Genomic DNA, 20156 nt, shown 5'->3' with positions numbered 1-20156 from the left:
ATGCCCCTTTCACTCATCATCCTGGCCTTGAGTGCCTTCGCCATCGGCACCACCGAGTTCGTCATCATGGGGCTTTTGCCCGATGTGGCGGCGGACCTCGGGGTGTCGATTCCCGGTGCCGGCTGGCTGGTGACCGGCTACGCCCTGGGCGTGGCCATCGGCGCGCCGTTCATGGCCCTGGCCACCGCACGGCTGCCGCGCAAGGCAGCCCTGGTAGCACTGATGGGGATCTTCATTGTCGGCAACCTGCTGTGTGCACTGGCCAGTGATTACAACGTGCTGATGTTCGCCCGGGTAATCACGGCGCTGTGCCACGGTGCCTTCTTCGGTATCGGTTCAGTGGTGGCCGCCGGCCTGGTGCCCGCCAACAAGCGCGCCTCGGCCGTGGCCCTGATGTTCACCGGCCTGACCCTGGCCAACGTACTCGGCGTGCCCCTGGGTACTGCCCTGGGCCAGGCAGCCGGCTGGCGCTCGACCTTCTGGGCGGTGACGGTCATCGGTGTGGTGGCGCTGATCGGCCTGCTGCGCTTTTTGCCGGCCAAGCGCGATGAGGAAAAACTCGATATGCGCGCGGAACTGGCGGCCCTCAAGGGCGCGGGGATCTGGCTATCCCTGAGCATGACCGCACTGTTCGCCGCGTCGATGTTCACCCTCTTCACCTACGTTGCGCCGCTGCTCGGCGATGTCACCGGCGTCTCGCCCCGGGGCGTGACCTGGACCCTGCTGCTGATCGGCCTGGGCCTGACCCTGGGCAACATCATCGGCGGCAAGCTGGCGGACAAGCGCCTGGGCGCCACCCTGATCGGCGTGTTCGCGGCCATGGCCGTGGTCTCCACCGTACTGACCTGGACCAGCGTGGCGTTGATTCCCACCGAGATCACTCTGTTCCTCTGGGCCACCGCTTCGTTTGCTGCGGTGCCGGCCTTGCAGGTCAATGTGGTGACCTTCGGCAAAGCCGCACCCAACCTGGTTTCGACCCTGAACATCGGCGCTTTCAACATCGGCAACGCCCTGGGCGCCTGGGTCGGCGGCAGCGTCATCGCCCACGGTTTCGGCCTGACCAGCGTACCCCTGGCGGCGGCGGCCTTGGCGATCCTGGCCTTGCTGGTGACGCTGATTACCTTCCGCCAGGGCGGCAACGCCGAACTGGCTGCTGCAACCCACTGATCCGTTCCTTTCCTATTATAGAAGGCTGTATTCCATGACCACTCTCTTTGATCCGATCAAGATCGGCGACCTCGAGCTGTCCAACCGCATCATCATGGCCCCACTGACCCGCTGCCGCGCCGACGCCGGCCGCGTGCCCAATGCGCTGATGGCCGAGTACTACGTGCAGCGGGCCTCCGCTGGCCTGATCCTCAGCGAGGCCACCTCGGTGACCCCAATGGGGGTGGGCTACCCGGACACCCCCGGCATCTGGTCCAACGACCAGGTGCGTGGCTGGGCCAATGTAACCAAGGCCGTGCACGGCGCTGGCGGCAAGATCTTCCTGCAGCTGTGGCACGTGGGGCGGATTTCCCACCCGTCCTACCTGGACGGTGAAACGCCAGTGGCGCCAAGCGCCATCCAGCCCAAGGGCCATGTCAGCCTGGTGCGTCCACTGGCCGACTACCCAACCCCGCGAGCCCTGGAAACCGCTGAGATCGCCGACATCGTCGACGCTTACCGGGTCGGTGCGGAAAACGCCAAGGCCGCCGGTTTCGACGGTGTGGAAATCCACGGCGCCAACGGTTACCTGCTGGATCAGTTCCTGCAAAGCAGCACCAACCAGCGTACCGACCAGTACGGCGGTTCTCTGGAGAACCGTGCCCGCCTGCTGCTGGAAGTCACCGACGCCGCCATCGAGGTCTGGGGCGCTGGCCGAGTGGGCGTGCACCTGGCACCCCGTGCCGACTCCCATGACATGGGCGACGACAACCTGGCAGAGACGTTCACCTACGTAGCCCGCGAGCTGGGCAAACGCGGCATCGCCTTTATCTGCTCCCGCGAGAAAGAAGGCGCCGACAGCCTGGGCCCGCAGTTGAAAGCGGCTTTCGGTGGCCCCTACATCGCCAACGAGCGCTTCACCAAGGACAGTGCCAATGCCTGGCTGGCCGCCGGCAAGGCTGACGCCGTCGCGTTCGGTGTACCTTTCATCGCCAACCCAGACCTGCCGGCCCGCTTGAAGGCCGATGCTCCCTTGAATGAGGCGCATCCGGAAACCTTCTACGGCAAGGGCCCGGTGGGCTACATCGACTACCCGACGCTGTAAGCCTGCCTCTGTAAATAGAAAGCCCCGACTCTCGCGAGCCGGGGCTTTTCTTTGAGTACCAGGATTAACGCTTGCGTTGAGTCCAGGCCACCGCCAGGCCGCTCAGGCAGATCACCGCAATGCCGATAAGGCCGTAGCGGTCCGGGGTGTGGTCGAAGATCAGGTAGCCATAAAGGCCAGCGAACAGTATCTGTCCGTAGCTGAAAGGCGCCAGCATCGCCGGCGCGGCGTGGCGGAAGGCCTGGGTCAGCAGCATATGGCCCAGCATGCCGCAGGTGCCGAGGCCGATCATGAACAGGCCGTGGACAAAGCTTGGCGTGCTCCAGAAAAACGGCAACAACGCGCTCATGATCAGGCTGTTGAAGATCCCGGTCAGGAAGTTACTGGTGGTCGGGCTGTCGATGCCGCTGAGCTTGCGGGTGAGCAACTGATAAAAGCCGAAGCACAGCGCCGACCCCAGGGGCAGCAGGATCGCCGGAGTGAAGAGAACGCCACCAGGGCGCACCACGATCAGCACCCCGACGAAGCCCGCGAGCACCGCCAGCCATTGCCCGCGGCTGACCCGCTCGCCCAGGAACGGCACAGACAAGGCCGTGACCAGCAAGGGCGCAAGAAAGTTGACCGCGGTAGCTTCCGCCAGGGGGATATAGCGCAGGCCAGTGGTGAACAGCAGGCTGGTGCCGATCAGGCACAAGGCCCGGAGCAGTTGCAGGCCGGGACGCTTGGTTCGTACCACCGCGGAAAAACCGCTGCGAGGGACGAACACCACCAGCATCATCAAGGTATGAACCACGTAACGAGCCCAGACCACCATGACGATGGGGTAAAAGGCCGAGAGATATTTGGACAGCGTGTCGTGACTGGCGAAGAGCAGAACCGCCAGACAAATCAGGGCGATCCCCTTGATTGGCTGTTCTGCGCCTTTGAACGGTGAAGGGTTCACACTCATTCACACACCCGCAACAAAATCACTACAAAATACGTAGCTCGCTATCTATCAAGATGCAGCCAGCCCGTATATAAAAGCACCCCATCGCGATCCGGCGAGCGCGGTAATGAATCTCCCTCGCCGTAAATCTTGACATAACTGGACTCAATTACGCATTTTGTCTTAATGACGCAGGTTCGGGCTCAAGCGCAGCATGTCCAGCCCGATGTCGATCCAGCGCTCTGCCTCGGTGTGCAGAGCGAAGCTGTCAGGGGCCAGCAGCCATTGATAAAGGATGCCATCGATAAAGGCCCGCATGCTGATAGCCGCTCGCATAGTGTCGAGGTTTTCGGGCAATTGCCCACGATTCACTGCATTGGTCAGCGCCAACTCGATACGCAGGTTGCAGTCCAGGCTGGCGGCACGACGCTGGCGACGCAGGTCGCACATTTCATCGGTGAATTCGCACTTATGAAACAGAATTTCATTAATGCGTCGGGTTTTCGGGTCCAGGGCAACTTGATGAAACAAATGAATGAGCAACTTGCGCATCCAGCCCAACGGATCCATTTCATCTACATTTTCACTGGCGGCAGCCATCTCATCCAAGGGTTCACGCAGGCTGTCGAGCATGGCCTGTACCAGATCGGCCTTATTGCTGAAGTGCCAATAGATGGCACCCCGAGTCACCCCTGCCAGCGCCGCGATATCGGCCAGGGTGGTACGCGCCACGCCACGCTCGTAAAAGGCCTTTTCGGCGGCCTCGAGTATCTGGCTGCGAGTTTCTTGAGCTTCCTCTTTGGTACGACGGACCATGGCAGTAAAACCTCGATCAGGATCTTTCAGCGATGCGTGAAGACCTTCTGAATAAATATGGAACGGCATCTCGAGTGCCGTTTGCCCAACCTACAATTCAACACCTACAGGGGCTTTTGTAACCGGATGGGTACGCCGCCAGGGTATTTACAAACAACCATGAACGTAAGTATATTCCTTAGCAAGCTACTAATCCACTCAGCCAACTCTTTTTACCCTTCCACTTTTCTTGTGCGCATCTTGCGTGCCTGACCCGAGGATCTTCATGCAACTCAAGCCAGCTGTTACCGCTCTGGTCACTGCCGTCGCCCTGGCATCGCTGCTCAGCGGATGTAAAAAGGAAGAGGCGGCGCCAGCCCCTCAAGCCCCTCAGGTCGGCGTCGTTACCCTGCAACCACAAGCCTTTACCTTGACTTCCGAACTCCCGGGCCGGACCACTGCTTTCCGCATCGCCGAAGTTCGCCCACAGGTAAACGGGATCATTCTCAAGCGTCTGTTCAAAGAAGGCGGAGATGTTAAGGAAGGTCAGCAGCTTTATCAGATCGATCCATCGGTCTATGAGGCAACGCTGAAGAGCGCCGAGGCCAATCTGCAATCGACCAAGTCAATTGCAGATCGCTACAAGCAATTGGTCGATGAGCAGGCCGTGAGCCGCCAGGAATACGACACCGCCGTGGCCAACCGTCTGCAATCGGAAGCCTCCCTGCAAAGTGCCCAGATCAACCTGCGCTTCACCAAAGTGCTGTCGCCTTTGACCGGCCGCATTGGCCGCTCCTCGGTGACCGAAGGCGCCCTGGTCAGCAACGGCCAGGCCAATGCCATGGCGGTGATCCAGCAGTTGGACCCGATCTACGTCGACGTCACCCAGTCCTCGGTTGAGCTGCTGGAATTGCGCCGCGAGCTGGAAAGCGGTCGCCTGCAGAAAGTCGGCGACAACGCCGCCAAGGTCAAACTGACTCTGGAAGACGGCAGCCAGTACAAGCTCGACGGCAAGCTGGAGTTCTCCGAAGTCTCGGTGGATGAAACCACCGGCTCGGTGACCCTGCGCGCCGTGTTCCCCAACCCCCAGCACACCCTGTTGCCGGGCATGTTCGTCCACGCCCAGCTGCAAGCTGGGGTGAACAGTGCGGCGATCCTGGCCCCACAACAAGGCGTGACCCGCGACCTGAAAGGCACCCCGACCGCCCTGGTGGTTGGCCCGGACAACAAGGTCGAGCTGCGCCAGCTCAAGGCCAGCCGCACCGTCGGTAGCCAGTGGCTGGTGGAAGATGGCCTGAAAGCTGGTGATCGGCTGATCACCGAAGGCCTGCAATTCGTCAAGCCAGGCATTGAAGTCAAGGCCAGCGAAGCGACCAATGTAGCAACCAAGAACCCGGCCCCTGCACAGGCAACTGACAAAGCTGCAGGCGGCAAAGGGGAGTAAACCATGTCGAAATTTTTTATCGACCGTCCGATTTTCGCCTGGGTAATTGCCCTGGTGATCATGTTGGTCGGGGCTCTATCGATCCTCAAATTGCCGATCAACCAGTACCCGAGCATCGCCCCTCCGGCGATTGCGATCTCCGTGACCTACCCAGGCGCTTCTGCACAGACCGTGCAGGACACCGTGGTCCAGGTGATTGAGCAGCAGCTCAACGGTATCGACAACCTGCGTTACGTGTCCTCGGAAAGTAACTCCGACGGCAGCATGACCATCACCGCCACCTTCGAGCAGGGCACCAACTCGGACACCGCGCAGGTCCAGGTACAGAACAAGCTCAACCTGGCCACCCCGCTGCTGCCGCAAGAAGTGCAGCAACAGGGTATCCGCGTAACCAAGGCAGTGAAGAACTTCCTGCTGGTGATCGGCGTGGTTTCCGAGGACGGCAGCATGTCCAAGGACGACCTGTCGAACTACATCGTGTCGAACATGCAGGACCCGATCTCGCGGACCGCGGGTGTGGGTGACTTCCAGGTGTTCGGTGCCCAGTACGCCATGCGGATCTGGCTCGACCCGGCCAAGCTGAACAACTTCAACCTGACCCCGGTGGACGTGAAGACCGCGGTTGCCGCGCAGAACGTCCAGGTGTCCTCCGGCCAGCTCGGTGGCCTGCCCGCCCTGCCCGGCCAGCAGCTGAACGCCACCATCATCGGCAAGACTCGCCTGCAGACGGCCGAGCAGTTCAAGGCAATCCTGCTCAAGGTCAACAAGGACGGTTCGCAAGTACGCCTGGGTGATGTTGCCGATGTCGCGCTGGGCGGCGAAAACTACGCCATCAGCGCCCAGTTCAACGGCAAGCCGGCTTCCGGTCTGGCGGTGAAACTGGCCAACGGCGCCAACGCCCTGGACACCGCCAAGGCGCTGCGCAAGACCATCAGCGACCTGGAACCCTTCTTCCCGCAAGGCATGAAGGTGGTGTTCCCGTACGACACCACGCCAGTGGTGACCGAATCCATCAAGGGTGTGGTTGAAACCCTGGTGGAAGCGATTGTCCTGGTGTTCCTGGTGATGTTCCTGTTCCTGCAGAACTTCCGCGCCACGGTGATCACCACCATGACGGTGCCGGTGGTACTGCTGGGGACCTTCGGCATCCTTGCGGCGGCCGGCTTCAGCATCAACACCCTGACCATGTTCGGCATGGTACTGGCCATCGGCTTGCTGGTGGACGACGCCATCGTCGTGGTGGAAAACGTCGAACGGGTGATGCACGAGGAAGGTCTGTCACCCAAGGAAGCGACGAAGAAATCCATGGGCCAGATCCAGGGCGCCCTGGTGGGTATCGCCCTGGTGCTGTCCGCGGTACTGCTGCCGATGGCGTTCTTCAGCGGCTCCACGGGCGTGATCTACAAACAGTTCTCGATCACCGTGGTGTCGGCCATGGCCCTGTCGGTGCTGGTGGCCCTGATCTTCACCCCGGCCCTGTGCGCCACCATGCTCAAGCCTGTGGTTGCGGGGCAGAATCACGAGAAGCGCGGCTTCTTCGGCTGGTTCAACCGCACCTTCGATCGCAGCGTGAAAAGCTACGAGCGCGGCGTCGGCAACATGCTGCGCCACAAGGTCCCGTACCTGCTGGCCTACGTATTGATCGTCCTGGGCATGATCTGGCTGTTCACCCGCATCCCGACCGCGTTCCTGCCGGAAGAAGACCAGGGCGTTCTGTTCGCCCAGGTACAGACCCCAGCCGGCTCCAGTGCCGAACGGACCCAGGTGGTGGTGGACGAGATGCGCGCCTACCTGCTGGACAAGGAAAAGGACACCGTGGCCTCGGTGTTCACCGTGAACGGCTTCAACTTCGCCGGTCGCGGCCAGAGCTCGGGCATGGCCTTCATCATGCTCAAGCCCTGGGGCGAGCGCTCCGCAGAAAACAGCGTGTTCAACCTGGCGGCCCGCGCCCAGCAGCACTTCTTCAGCTTCCGTGACGCGATGGTGTTCGCCTTCGCCCCTCCGGCGGTACTGGAGTTGGGTAACGCCACCGGTTTCGACGTGTTCCTCCAGGACCGTGCCGGTATCGGCCACGAGAAACTCATGGCGGCACGCAACCAGTTCCTCGGCATGGCCGCCCAGAGCAAGGTGCTGTCCCAGGTGCGTCCGAACGGCCTGAACGATGAACCGCAGTACCAGTTGACCATCGATGACGAGCGCGCCAGTGCCTTGGGCGTGACCCTCACCGACATCAACAACACCCTGTCGATTGCCCTGGGCAGTAGCTACGTCAACGACTTCATCGACCGCGGTCGAGTGAAGAAAGTCTACATCCAGGGTCAGGCCGGTGCTCGCATGAGCCCTGAAGACCTGAAGAAGTGGTACGTACGCAACAGCGCCGGGACCATGGTGCCGTTCTCCGCCTTCGCCAAGGGCGAGTGGATCTACGGTTCGCCGAAACTGGCCCGTTACAACGGCGTGGAAGCCATGGAAGTCCTCGGTGCTCCAGCCCCTGGCTACAGTACCGGTGAGGCCATGGCCGAAGTCGAAGCCATTGCCGCCAAGCTGCCGCCGGGTGTGGGCATTTCCTGGACCGGTCTGTCCTACGAGGAACGCCTGTCGGGTTCCCAGGCCCCAGCGCTGTACGCCTTGTCCCTGCTGATGGTGTTCCTGTGTCTGGCAGCCCTGTATGAAAGCTGGTCGATTCCGATCGCGGTCATGCTGGTGGTGCCTCTGGGGATCATCGGTGCGCTCATGGCCACCAGCCTGCGGGGTCTGTCCAACGACGTGTACTTCCAGGTGGGGCTGTTGGTGACCATCGGCCTGGCGGCGAAAAACGCCATTCTGATCGTCGAGTTCGCCAAGGAACTGCACGAGCAGGGCCGCTCCCTGGTGGACGCGGCGGTAGAAGCCTGCCGCATGCGTCTGCGGCCGATCATCATGACCTCCCTGGCCTTCGTCCTCGGGGTTGTGCCACTGGCCATCTCCACCGGCGCCGGCTCGGGCAGCCAGCATGCGATCGGTACCGGGGTGATTGGCGGTATGCTCACCGCGACGATCCTGGCGATCTTCTGGGTGCCATTGTTCTTCGTCACCGTGTCGTCCATGGGCCGCAGGAAAGCGGACCAATCAGAAACTACTGCAACTGCTAATGAGGCTGGCCAATGAGCAAGTCGCTACTCTCCCTGGCAATCACCGCCATCGCGCTAAGTGGTTGCTCGCTGATACCGGATTATCAGCAACCGCAGGCGCCGGTGGCGGCGCAATTCCCCCAAGGTCCTGCCTACTCGCCCAAGGAGGCCGCCAACGTGGCGGCCGCCGAACAGGGCTGGCGGCAATTCTTCCATGACCCGGCATTGCAGCAGCTGATCCAGACTGCACTGGAAAACAATCGCGACCTCAAAGTCGCGGCGCTGAACATCGATGCCTACGCCGCGCAGTACCAGATCCAGCGGGCTGACCTGTTCCCTGCGGTTTCGGCCAACGCCAGCGGTAGCCGCCAGCGTACTCCAGCACGCATGTCGCAGACCGGCGAAGCCGGGATCACCAGCCAGTACTCGGCCACCGTGGGCGTCAGCGCCTATGAGCTGGACCTGTTCGGCCGGGTTCGCAGCCTGAGCGAGCAAGCCCTGCAGACCTACTTCTCCAGCGAAGAGGCCCGGCGCAGCACCCAGATCAGCCTGGTGGCCAGCGTGGCCAATGCCTACATGACCTGGCAGGCCGACAAGGAACTGCTGAAACTGACCCAGGACACCCTCGCTGCCTACGAGGAAAGCTACCGGCTGACCTCCCGCAGCAACGAAGTGGGCGTCGCCTCGGCACTGGACCTGAGCCAGGCACGAACCTCGGTGGAAAACGCCCGGGTTCAACTGGCCCGTTACACCCGCCAGGTGGCCCAGGATGAAAACAGCCTGACGCTGCTGCTGGGCACGGCGATTCCGAGCAATCTGCCGGCGGCCCAGCCGCTGTCGGCCAATCTGTTGAGCGAGCTGCCGGCCGGTCTGCCGTCGGAACTGCTGCAACGGCGTCCGGACATCCTCGAAGCCGAGTACAAGCTCAAAGCAGCCAACGCCAATATCGGCGCGGCGCGGGCGGCGTTCTTCCCGAGCATCAGCCTGACGGCCAACGCCGGCACCTTGAGCCCGGACCTTTCCGGGCTGTTCAAGGGTGGTTCGGGAACCTGGCTGTTCCAGCCGCAGATCAATCTGCCAATCTTCAACGCCGGCAGCCTGCGGGCCAGCCTGGACTACTCGAAGATCCAGAAAGACATCAGCGTCGCGCAGTACGAGAAGTCCATCCAGACCGCCTTCCAGGAAGTCTCCGATGGCTTGGCCGCACGCCAGACCTACAACCAGCAGTTGCAGGCCCAGCGTGACTTCGTCAACGCCAACCAGGACTACTACCGCCTGGCCGAGCGTCGCTATCGCATCGGGGTCGACAGCAACCTGACCTTCCTCGACGCCCAGCGCTCGCTGTTCAGTGCCCAGCAGGCCTTGATCACCGATCGCCTGTCGCAGCTGACCAGCGAGGTCAACCTGTACAAGGCCCTCGGCGGCGGCTGGAGCGAACAGACCGCGAAGAACGAGCCACTGGCTGAAAAGGCCCCGGCGCTGCACCTGTTCTGAAGCACAGTCTGTCTGTATGAAAAACCCACCTGACGGTGGGTTTTTTTATGCCTCGCTCGCCCTCCCCTCAGCCGCCGGCACCATTGAGCAGGAACACCGGCTCGCGCAGGTAATCCAGGCCCAGTCGGGTTTCGAAGGTCTCGTCGCGCAAGGCTGCCGTGGTGCAGCTCTTGAGCCCCAGCGCCGTGGCCACCAAGGCGAAGCTCTGGCTCAAGTGGCCGCAGTCCATCAAGGCCACGCGCAAGGCCCGGCTGCCCGGGTATTTCCAGGCCAGGCGCTCAAGCCGCGCGGTGGACAGAAACACCACGGCGGCCTTGCTGATCCAGTCCTGCTCGCCACAGGCTGCGCCAATCCACGCCCTGGGGTCCTCTCGCGACAGCAGTTCAAGCCCGTGCCGACGCACCGAATAGTGGTACAACCCCGCCTCGAAGCCCTGCACATTGAGCAGGATCGGATAGACCTCGATGGCATGCAGAGAGCCGCCGGAGGCCGAGGTTTTCTTCAGGAAGAAGTCGCCCATGGGGTTGCGGCGCATCTGGGTAGCGCCCCAGGTGTAATACAGCAGCAGGGACAACTGCCGGGCGCTCAAGGGCGAACCGTCGAAGGTCCGGCAAGTCGCACGATCGCTCAAGGTATCCACCAGGCTCTGCTGACCCAACGCCGGTGCAGATGCCAACAGAGGATTGTCCAGGGCAAGGAACGGGTGTGAAAAGTAGTCCTTGAACGCCGATGGCTGACGCTGCTGCAACGCCTTGCCAGCCAGCTGTTCTTCCATCTGCGCCACACTGATGTAGGGCGTAGCGGTTTGAGTGCGAGTCCCCAGGTAGAAATCCAGGGCGTCCTGCCAATGGGCCCAGATATCGCCGGCGTCCTCGGGCTCGGCAAGGCCCTGGGACTGCCCGGGCTGCAACAGGCCCAACTCAATCAGCTCCTGGAGCACCGCCAGGCTCTCGCCCTGCAACGCGCCGGGTAGCAAGAGTGCGCTGTCCAGGGTCCGCGGGCAGAGAAAATGCCGTACCAGCGGCAAAAACTCCGTCGACAACTCCAGGTCCAGGCCGCGCCGACGATCGCGCAGGGAAAAGGCCTGATGGGCGAAACCGAGCCAGGTCCCCGGCCGCAGTTCGAACAAGCTCTGGCCATCCACCGCGCCAACCGTCGGGGCCGGCGCGCTGGCAACAGGCGCGGCCTGCCAGAACAGAGGTTCGGGCCGCAGGGCCTTGATCTCCTTGATCAGCGCCGACAACTGCGGGTCCTCGGCTCGATCGGCGATGTCCCACTCGATGGTGACCGCCTTGAGCGGCGCACACTGCAAGAGTTGGCGCAATATGTCCCAGTCCCGGCGCGGATCGCCGATATGCACCTCAATCAGACGTTGCAGCGGCAATGAGCGCAGGTAATCGCGCAAGTCGTAGCCCAGGGCCCTGGCCGTGCTGATGGCGCTGTCCAGGTCCAGAAGAAAGCCACTGTCACTGCGCTCGACCACACTGCAAATGAACCCGCCTTCGGAGAGTTCCTGGCCAATGTCCATGGAAAACAGCCGGGGGGCGTTCTCCAGCACCAGGGGGGTCCGGGTGAAGGCCTGCAGCTCGATGGCATTGGCCACCACCGTATCGGCCACTTCACGGGCCAGGCTCGGCAGAATGAAATGCTGGGTATCACCACCCTGAAACCGTGACCAGGAAATATGCTCGGCCAGCCAGGGGGATGAGGTTCGGTCGCACAGACGACGGGTCATGCGCAAAAACTCCCGGTCCATCTCAATGCCGACGCTGCCCAGGGACAGGCTGGAAGAATGCAGCAGCACCGGCACCCGTCCGCCCAGCTCGTTCAGCCGCGGCTGCAGAATGCAGTGGGTGGGCTGGAACTCCAGGTAATCGAAGTACGGCAGCCCTTCATCCAGAATCCGCTCGATGGTGGGATCAAGCCCTGCTGAGCCGGCCCCGGCGCCATGTGGCAAATGGTATTCCAGCCCCACCCCGGCTTCGGGGAAACGCGAAGAATCGAAGTTTTGCATGTCCGCCTCCCTGGCTCAGGCCGTCAGGTGCAGGGGCGCGGCAACGGTGCTGGCACCCTCGCCCCGACTCAGCAACCCGGCATGACGACGCTCCAGCCGATGCACTTCCTGCATCAGGTTGCCCAGCAGTTCCCGCCCTTGCGCGGTGAAACCCGGTGCGGTTTCAAAATCCGCCAGCGCCTTGCTCAAGCCCCGCAGGATAAACAGCATGCGCTGCTCGGCCCGGCGCATTTCCTCTGCCGGACGGGCCTGGACCCGCTCCAGGTACTTGACCAGGGCGATGTAGACGTAGAAGGCGTGGAAGTAGCCATACAAGTCCCGCTGCTGCCCCGACCAGGGCAAGGAATACAGGGCCTCTTTGGAGGCGTGGGGCTCCACCACCGCAGCGACTTCGACGATGTTGTACAGCAGCTGGTGGGTCGCTTCATGCACCAGCGACTCTTCCATGTCGAGTATCGAGTTGTCCCGGCTCGACAGCAGGATCACCCCGGTATAGCGGGACGCCGAGCAACTGCGAAAACTGCCGTCGGGCAAATAGCACACGGCCTTGACCAGCACTTGCCACTGTTCATGACAGGCCGGCCAGGTGTGCTTGATCCGCAGCAGGGCAAGCTGCATGACGTCCTTGAAAAAGGCTTTGGAATAACCCGCCCGCTCCAACTGACGCCGGGTTTGCTCATCTGGCGGATAGTCATAACTGGGCGGCGTGACCTGGGTGATCAGCGGGTCGACATCGAATCGATAAACCGGCGGGTATTGCTCATCGACCTGTGCATCCTGCGAAGCTTCGATCCGTTGCAGTACTTGCGCAAACTCCAGCAGCCTGGCTTTAACTTCAGCATCATCCAGCGTCTTTCCGGTCAACAGATAGTTAACATCACGAAACGTCAGAATGTTCCAGATTTGAAACACTGGATGGGCGATAAGTTTGGCGCGAACACTGGGTGGAGACAGAATAATATCCAGCACCTGTTTAAAAAAAAGATTCAACGCAGAATCGGCAGCAAACAACTTTGACAGCTCGGCATATAACGCGACAAACATCGTATAACGATTCTTTTCGACTTGCTCCTGTAACTTTAAAAAACGTTCCGGCTCGCTGTCCGGGAGAAAAGTAGTGCCCTGAAATAGCTCATCAATGGAAAGTTCTGGTTGCTGACTGTTAACGCTGTCCATGGTTCAACCTTCCCTTAAGGTCACGGCAAGGGCTTGCTCATCGTCAGGCTGGCGACTTCATAGCCCAGCAGTTCATAAAGACGACGCGCCCCTTGGTTGTGCCCGAAGACATGCAAACGCATCTCGTCACACCCCCACTCACGCGCCGCCGACTCACCGGCCAGCAGCGTCTGCCTGGCGTAACCCCGGCGACGTTCGATCGGTTCGATATAAAGATCGAGGATGAAGGCAATCCGTCGAGAGCCCACCTGGCGCTCGGCGATCCACAACTCGCCCACCGCCCGTCCCGCACACAGCGCCCGCCACAAGTGATTGTGCGTACTCAGACGCCCCTGCGGCAGCAACTGGCGGAACACCTCTGCCGCCTGGAGCGACGCCTGCTCAGGCAACCATTCCCCGGCCGCCACCATGCCGGTGGCGTATTCATCCAGGGCTCGCTGGGCGAAACGACTGAAGTCGGCTTCCTGCATCGACACCAGGGTGATGGACACGGACAGGCACTCCACGATGACCTTGAATCCCGGTTCCGGTGTGCCGCACTGATGAAAACTTGAGCGCGGCACACCGGACTGCACACGCCTGGCTCAGTCCATGCGCGCCTGTTGCTGTTGAGTGTCAAAGATTGCCGCGACACCAATTTTGTCGCGAATCGCCGAACCGGCGCTGGTCAGTTTTGCCGTATCGATACTTTTCACTGCACCCACTTCGGTAACACTCAGGTGCACACCGATACCTTTGGCCGCTGCTTCTGGGTCCTTTTGCAACTGTGCGGCGAACTCCTTATCCAGAAGTGCGCGACCGACTACCGACGCCAAGCGTTCCTGATTGACTCTCGTACTCATGGTATTTCTCCTTGTATATTCACAACACGATAAAAAGCCCTCTCCCGACGAAACTTTAAACTTATCCTTGTCCGCCTTGAGGAACTTCAATATAGCAAGGCAAACCTGCTTTTCCAGCGAGCACAAACCTTTCACTTAAACCTTTTTACGATAATCGATAACACCGAATATCAAGTTTAACTGGCGATTAGCCCTATATCCTTTTATACAAGAACAACATCCAACAACAAGGATTTACTACTAAAGCAATAAGTCCTTTTTATTAACTAGTTGATGCCGCCCGCAGCGTCATGGAAATAGCGCAACTTCCAGCATTGATCGATCAGCGAGGACAACCTCAGGATTCATCAGGGATATATCCCCTGGCGCCCCACCACACCCGGCCCGATAACTGTTCGTTAATCGCCCAGAACCCGCATTCGCCAATTGATCGGCCCTGATCCGCGACGCACCATTCCCGGCACCCGAACACACCAATAACAACAGGTTCGATGCCATGCCCTCACGTCCTGCCCGCTCCGGCTGATCCTGCAAGCGCCACCTCCCACACCTTGAAAGCTGTCCGCATGGGCTTTTTGCGGCAGTGGATCGTTGCACCCCTAACAATTAGAGAGACCGACGAATGAAGCCAATCACCCCGCCGCACCACCTTCTGCCCAGCCTTCTGGCCCTGGCGCTGACCAGCGCCGCCCTGCCGGTCATGGCCGCAGAGTCGGGCTTTCTCGAAGATGCCCAGGCCAACCTGAACCTGCGCAACTTCTACATCAACCGCAACTTCACCAACCCGAGCAAGGCCCAGGGCAAGGCTGAAGAGTGGACCCAGAGCTTCATCCTCGACGCCAAGTCAGGATTCACCCAGGGCACGGTAGGCTTCGGCATGGATGTATTGGGCCTGTACTCGCTGAAGCTCGACGGTGGCAAGGGCACCGGCGGCACCCAGCTGCTGCCCCTGGACCACGACGGGCGCCCGGCGGACAACTTCGGGCGCCTGGGAGTGGCCTTCAAGGCCCGGCTGTCGCAGACCGAGGTCAAGGTTGGCGAATGGATGCCGGTGCTGCCGATCCTGCGTTCGGATGACGGTCGCTCGCTGCCGCAGACCTTCCGCGGCGGCCAGATCACCTCGAAGGAAATCGCCGGCCTGACCCTCTACGGCGGTCAGTTCCGTGGCAACAGCCCCCGCGACGACAGCAGCATGAGCGACATGACGATGTTCGGCAAAGCGGCCTTCACCTCGGATCGCTTCAACTTCCAGGGGGCCGAATACGCCTTCAATGACAAGCGCACCCAGATCGGTCTGTGGAATGCCGAGCTCAAGGACATCTACAGCCAGCAGTTCGTCAACCTGATCCACACCCAGCCGCTGGGCGACTGGACCCTGGGGGCCAACCTGGGCTTCTTCTACGGCAAGGAAGACGGCAGCGCCCGGGCCGGCGATCTGGAAAACCGCACTTGGTCCGGCCTGTTCTCGGCCAAATACGGCGGCAACACCTTCTACGTCGGCCTGCAGAAACTCACTGGCGACAGCGGCTGGATGCGGGTCAATGGCACCAGCGGCGGGACCCTGGCCAACGACAGCTACAACGCCAGCTACGACAACGCCAAGGAAAAATCCTGGCAACTGCGCCATGACTACAACTTCGCCGCCCTGGGCGTGCCTGGTTTGACCCTGATGAACCGCTACATCAGCGGCAGCAACGTGCACACCACCACCGTCAGCGATGGCAAGGAATGGGGCCGGGAAAGCGAGCTTGGGTACACGGTGCAGAGCGGCACCTTGAAGAACCTCAACCTGAAATGGCGCAACTCCACCATGCGCCGTGATTTCAGCAACAACGAGTTCGACGAGAACCGCCTGATCGTCAGCTATCCGCTGAGCCTGCTGTAACCGCACAACGCCCAACAAAAAGGCCAGCCCGGTGATCGGGCTGGCCTTTTTGTTGAGCCATGGAACGGGTTACACACGCGATTCGGTGCCCAGTTCGTCCCACACCGATTCGGCCAGGTGGAAGGTGGCATTGGCTGCCGGGATGCCGCAGTAGATCGCGCTCTGCATGATCACTTCCTTGATCTCGGCTCGGCTCACGCCGTTGTTGGCCGCTGCCCGCAGGTGCAGCTTGAGTTCTTCGTTGCGGTTCATGCCGATCAGCATGGCAATGGTGATCAGGCTGCGGGTATGCCGCGGCAGGCCCGGACGGGTCCAGATATCACCCCAGGCATGGCGGGTGATCATTTCCTGGAACTCCGAGTTGAACTCGTTCAGGGCATTCAGGCTGCGGTCCACATGGGCGTCGCCCAGTACGGCGCGGCGGACCTGCATGCCTTCGTCATAACGTTGTTTCTCGTCCACAAAGGGCTCCTTGAATCCGGGGTCAGGCCAGCAGGAATTCCACGACACGGTCGCTGAACGCGTCACCGGCCTGGACGTTGGACAGATGCGCGGCATAGAACTCGGCGTACTCGGCGCCGGCCACGTGCTGCTGGATGAAGTGACTGCCAGAAGGCGGCGTCACCGCGTCTTCGCTGCCGGCAATCACCAGGGTCGGCACCTTGATCGCTGCCAGTTGCTCACGGAAATCCGCATCCCGCACCGCTGCGCAGTTGGCGGCATAACCCTGGGGCGAGGTGGCGGCGAGCATGTCGGTGATCAGTTTGGCCTGATCAGGACGCGCGGCGGCAAAGTCCTCGGTGAACCAGCGGGCAATGGAGGCATCGCGTAGCGCCACCATGGCGGCCTGGCCGTCACGCAGCACGGTCTCGATCCGTGGGTTCCAGATGGACGGGTCGCCGATCTTCGCCGCGGTATTGCACACCACCAGCTTGTGCAGACGCTCGCCGGCATTGATCCCCAGCCACTGGCCGATCAGGCCGCCCATGGACAGACCGCAGAAATGCGCCCGGCGGATATCCAGGGCATCCAGCAGTGCCAGCACATCCTGGCCCAGTTGCTGGATGCTGTAAGGCCCCTCGGTCACCAGCGAACGGCCATGGCCGCGCGTGTCCATGCGCAACACCCGAAAGTGCCGGGTGAACGCCGCGATCTGCTTGTCCCACATGTGCAGATCGGTGCCCAGGGAGTTGGACAGCACCAGTACCGGCGCGCCCTCTGGCCCTTCGAGTTGATAGTGCAGATCGCCCTCGGCGAGTTTCACGAATCCCACAGCAGTCTCCTTCAGGCCTTCAAGGCAAAATGTTCAGCCACGGCGCGCTCGACCCAGGCCTGGGCCTGACCGAGGTAGTGCGCCGGGTCCATCAGACGATCCAGCTCTGGCGCCGACAGCTCGGCGCTGACCTGGGCATCGTCCGCCAATACCTCGCGCAGATGGCGTCGTTCAGCCACCGCACGCTTGCAGCATTGTTCCAACAGGTGATGGGCCGTCTCCCGCCCCAGGCGCTGGGCCAGTTCAATGCTCACCGCTTCCGCCAGAACCAGGCCCTGGGTCAGGTCAAGGTTGCGCGCCATGCGTGCGCTGTCGACCTCCAGGCCCTCGGCGACCAGCAAGGCCTGTTGCAGGGCTCCAGACACCAGGCAGCAGATCTCCGGCAGGGTTTCCCATTCAGCGTGCCACAAGCCGAGGCTGCGCTCGTGCTCCTGGGGCATGGCGGCAAACATCGTCGCCAAGAGGCCCGGAACCCGGGTCGCGGCGCTGATCAATACCGCCGCGCCCACCGGATTGCGCTTGTGCGGCATGGTGGACGAACCGCCCTTGCCCGACGCCGAAGGCTCGAAGACTTCCGCCGCCTCGGTCTGCATCAACAGGCTGATATCCCGCCCCAGCTTGCCCAGGCTGCCGGCCAGCAGGCCCAGCACCGAGGCGAACTCCACCAGACGGTCGCGCTGGGTGTGCCAGGGCTGTTCCGGCAGGCTCAGTTGCAGTTCTTGCGCCAGGGCCTGGGCAATCGGCAGGGCCTGTTCGCCCAGGGCCGCCAGGGTTCCGGAGGCACCGCCGAACTGCAGCACCAGCAGACGCGGCTTGAGTTGCTGCAGCCGTTCGCGGCTGCGGGTCACGGCCCCCAGCCAACCGGCGATCTTCATGCCCAGGGTCACCGGCGTGGCATGTTGCAGCCAGGTACGGCCGGCCAGGGGCGTGTCGGCATAGCGCTGGGCCTGGGCCGCGAGTATGCCGCCCAGACGGTTCAGGTCCTGCTCCAGCAAGTCCACGGCGCGGCGCAATTGCAGCACCAGCCCGCTGTCCATCACGTCCTGGCTGGTGGCGCCCAGGTGCACATAACGCTCGGCCTCGGCATCGGTCCGGGCGATCTGCTTGCCCAGGGCCTTGACCAGAGGAATCGCCGAATTGCCGGCCGTGGCGATCGCTTCACCCAGGGCCTGGAAGTCATAGAGATGGGCGTGGCAAGCCGCCTCGATGGGGGCAACCGCCGCGCTTGGAATCAACCCGGTGCGCGCCTCGGCCCGGGCCAGGGCAGCCTCGAAGTCGAGCATGGCCTGGACTCGCCCCTGGTCACAGAACACCCCACGCATTTCCCGGGCAGTAAAGTAGGCATCGAACAACTGGTTGCTCGCAGGTAAGGTCATAAACAGTCCTTGGTGCGCCTGTGCCCTGGGCGGGCACAGGCGTACGGGTCAAAGGTCATGGTGCAAGTATGCAGCCTGTTTCGGCAGACGCAGGCTGAACAGGAAAGCAATCGCCATCATCGCCGTGACATACCAGTAGAAGGTGTTTTCCATGCCCATGTTCTTGAAGTTCAGGGCCACCCATTCTGCCGAGCCACCGAAGATCGCATTGGCCACCGCATAAGCCAAGCCTACCCCCAGCGCCCGCACTTGTGGCGGGAACATCTCCGCCTTCACCAGACCGCTGATGGAGGTGTAGAAACTGACGATGGCCAGGGCCAGGGTGATCAGTACAAAGGCCAGGAACGGACTGGTGACGGTCTTGAGGGTCATCAGAATTGGCACCGTGAACAGGGTGCCCAGGGCGCCGAACCAGAGCATCGAGTTACGCCGGCCAATCCTGTCCGCGAGCATTCCGAACAGCGGCTGCATGCACATATAAAGGAACAGCGCGCCGGTCATGATGTAGCTGGCGGTCTTGGCGTGCATGCCCGCGGTGTTCACCAGGTACTTCTGCATGTAGGTGGTGAAGGTGTAGAAAATCAGCGAGCCGCCAGCGGTGTAGCCCAGCACGGTGATAAAGGCCGCCGAGTGATGCTTGAACAGCGCGGCGATGCTGCCGGCGTCCTTGTTCTCACGCATTTCCTTGCTGGTGGTTTCCTTCAGCGAACGCCGCAGCAGCAACGAGATCACCGCCGCGATGGCGCCGATCACGAAGGGAATGCGCCAACCCCAGGCCTTGAGCTCGGCCTCATCGAGGAACTGCTGGAGGATCACCACCACCGACACCGCCAGCAGTTGTCCGCCGATCAGGGTCACGTACTGGAAGGACGCGAAGAACCCACGCTGGCCCTTGAGCGCCACTTCACTCATGTAGGTGGCGGTGGTGCCGTACTCACCGCCCACCGACAAGCCCTGGAACAGGCGCGCCACCAGCAGCAGGAACGGCGCCCAGGCACCGATGCTGGCGTAGGTTGGCAGGAAGGCGATGACCAGGGAGCCGGCGCACATCATCAGCACCGAGATCATCATCGAGTTCTTGCGCCCATGACGATCGGCAACCCGGCCGAACAGCCAGCCGCCGATGGGACGCATCAGGAACCCCGCAGCGAATACCCCGGCCGTGTTGAGCAGTTGCACGGTGGGATCGTCAGAGGGGAAGAAAGCCGGAGCGAAGTAGATGGCGCAAAAGGCATAGACGTAGAAGTCGAACCACTCCACCAGGTTGCCGGAGGACGCACCGACAATGGCAAAGATCCTTTTGCTGCGCTCCTCTGCGGTGTAGTGACTTGTCGTTGTAGTCATGGTTTTTCACTCATGGGGGACAGTGCGAATCTAGACACACTTTGCAACAACCCCGTTCCCTACGGGACGTGGGCCCTGTGGTTCTGCCCTGTAGCCGCTGCCGAGCCACGGCGAGGCTGCGAAAGGCCGGGCCGCGTTCGGTACGCAGGGCCTTGCTCGGCAATCTCTCGCCAAACTCGCCGCAACCTTGAGAACCCCGCGCCCCTTCGGGTCGTTCGCAGCCT

General features: G+C 61.8%; 16 protein-coding genes. 6 read left to right on the top strand and 10 right to left on the bottom strand.

The window, feature by feature from the left end; genetic code table 11:
* Together KHO49_RS07795 and KHO49_RS07790 are read left to right on the top strand one after the other, a co-directional pair.
* Positions 1-1167: an MFS transporter gene (locus KHO49_RS07795; protein ID WP_110651862.1), complete on the top strand. Its 1167-nt coding sequence runs from the start codon at positions 1-3 to the stop codon at positions 1165-1167.
* Positions 1168-1201: 34 nt separating this feature from the next.
* A complete protein-coding gene (locus KHO49_RS07790) occupies positions 1202-2251 on the top strand; it encodes an alkene reductase (protein WP_213664842.1) in 1050 nt (349 codons plus the stop codon).
* Between the two features lie 64 nt (positions 2252-2315).
* Here the strand turns inward: KHO49_RS07790 and KHO49_RS07785 are convergent, their stop codons facing one another.
* Positions 2316-3200 (bottom strand): DMT family transporter, encoded by an 885-nt coding sequence (locus KHO49_RS07785; RefSeq protein ID WP_102878650.1) that lies wholly within the window; start codon positions 3198-3200, stop codon positions 2316-2318.
* A gap of 162 nt (positions 3201-3362) precedes the next feature.
* Positions 3363-3995, bottom strand: a complete 633-nt coding sequence (gene emhR, locus KHO49_RS07780) for an efflux system transcriptional repressor EmhR (protein WP_102861509.1) — start codon at positions 3993-3995, stop codon at positions 3363-3365.
* Positions 3996-4260: 265 nt separating this feature from the next.
* On the opposite strand from emhR, the gene emhA reads away from it, so the two are divergent.
* From emhA to adeC, 3 genes are read left to right on the top strand one after another with little or no spacing between them, the layout of a single operon-like run.
* On the top strand, positions 4261-5418 hold the full coding sequence (gene emhA / locus KHO49_RS07775) for an efflux RND transporter periplasmic adaptor subunit EmhA (RefSeq protein WP_102861508.1): 1158 nt from the start codon (positions 4261-4263) through the stop codon (positions 5416-5418).
* Positions 5419-5421: 3 nt separating this feature from the next.
* A complete protein-coding gene (locus KHO49_RS07770; RefSeq protein ID WP_102861507.1) occupies positions 5422-8565 on the top strand; it encodes an efflux RND transporter permease subunit in 3144 nt (1047 codons plus the stop codon).
* Positions 8562-10022 (top strand): AdeC/AdeK/OprM family multidrug efflux complex outer membrane factor, encoded by a 1461-nt coding sequence (gene adeC, locus KHO49_RS07765; RefSeq protein ID WP_110651861.1) that lies wholly within the window; start codon positions 8562-8564, stop codon positions 10020-10022. The genes KHO49_RS07770 and adeC overlap by 4 nt, the downstream gene beginning before the upstream one ends.
* A gap of 67 nt (positions 10023-10089) precedes the next feature.
* Here the strand turns inward: adeC and KHO49_RS07760 are convergent, their stop codons facing one another.
* The 4 genes from KHO49_RS07760 to KHO49_RS07745 form a co-directional block, all read right to left on the bottom strand.
* Positions 10090-12036: a multinuclear nonheme iron-dependent oxidase gene (locus KHO49_RS07760; protein ID WP_213664841.1), complete on the bottom strand. Its 1947-nt coding sequence runs from the start codon at positions 12034-12036 to the stop codon at positions 10090-10092.
* 15 nt (positions 12037-12051) lie between these two features.
* Positions 12052-13212 carry an aKG-HExxH-type peptide beta-hydroxylase gene (locus KHO49_RS07755; protein WP_213664840.1) on the bottom strand — a complete coding sequence of 387 codons (1161 nt, stop codon included), beginning with the start codon at positions 13210-13212 and terminating at the stop codon, positions 12052-12054.
* 20 nt (positions 13213-13232) lie between these two features.
* Positions 13233-13703 (bottom strand): GNAT family N-acetyltransferase, encoded by a 471-nt coding sequence (locus KHO49_RS07750; protein ID WP_253083861.1) that lies wholly within the window; start codon positions 13701-13703, stop codon positions 13233-13235.
* Positions 13704-13796: 93 nt separating this feature from the next.
* Positions 13797-14054, bottom strand: coding sequence for an Os1348 family RiPP precursor (locus tag KHO49_RS07745; RefSeq protein WP_102861503.1), 258 nt, complete (start codon positions 14052-14054; stop codon positions 13797-13799).
* A 622-nt stretch (positions 14055-14676) separates the two neighbouring features.
* Between KHO49_RS07745 and KHO49_RS07740 the strand changes: the two genes are divergently transcribed.
* Positions 14677-15939: an OprD family porin gene (locus KHO49_RS07740; protein WP_213664839.1), complete on the top strand. Its 1263-nt coding sequence runs from the start codon at positions 14677-14679 to the stop codon at positions 15937-15939.
* Positions 15940-16008: 69 nt separating this feature from the next.
* On the opposite strand, the gene pcaC is transcribed toward KHO49_RS07740, so the two are convergent.
* Genes pcaC through KHO49_RS07720 form a run of 4 tightly spaced genes read right to left on the bottom strand, consistent with a single transcriptional unit; the run spans position 16009 to position 19932 of the window.
* Complete coding sequence (gene pcaC / locus KHO49_RS07735; protein WP_102861501.1) at positions 16009-16401, bottom strand: 4-carboxymuconolactone decarboxylase; 393 nt, start codon at positions 16399-16401, stop codon at positions 16009-16011.
* 22 nt (positions 16402-16423) lie between these two features.
* Positions 16424-17212, bottom strand: a complete 789-nt coding sequence (pcaD, locus tag KHO49_RS07730) for a 3-oxoadipate enol-lactonase (RefSeq protein WP_102861500.1) — start codon at positions 17210-17212, stop codon at positions 16424-16426.
* Between the two features lie 11 nt (positions 17213-17223).
* Positions 17224-18588 carry a 3-carboxy-cis,cis-muconate cycloisomerase gene (locus tag KHO49_RS07725; protein ID WP_213664838.1) on the bottom strand — a complete coding sequence of 455 codons (1365 nt, stop codon included), beginning with the start codon at positions 18586-18588 and terminating at the stop codon, positions 17224-17226.
* A gap of 48 nt (positions 18589-18636) precedes the next feature.
* Positions 18637-19932 carry an MFS family transporter gene (locus tag KHO49_RS07720; RefSeq protein ID WP_102878644.1) on the bottom strand — a complete coding sequence of 432 codons (1296 nt, stop codon included), beginning with the start codon at positions 19930-19932 and terminating at the stop codon, positions 18637-18639.
* Positions 19933-20156: the final 224 nt, after the last annotated feature.

The sequence above is a fragment of the Pseudomonas sp. RC4D1 genome, assembly GCF_018390395.1.
Taxonomy (GTDB): Bacteria; Pseudomonadota; Gammaproteobacteria; order Pseudomonadales; family Pseudomonadaceae; genus Aquipseudomonas; species Aquipseudomonas danubii.
This window is presented reverse-complemented; position numbering and strand designations above follow the sequence as displayed.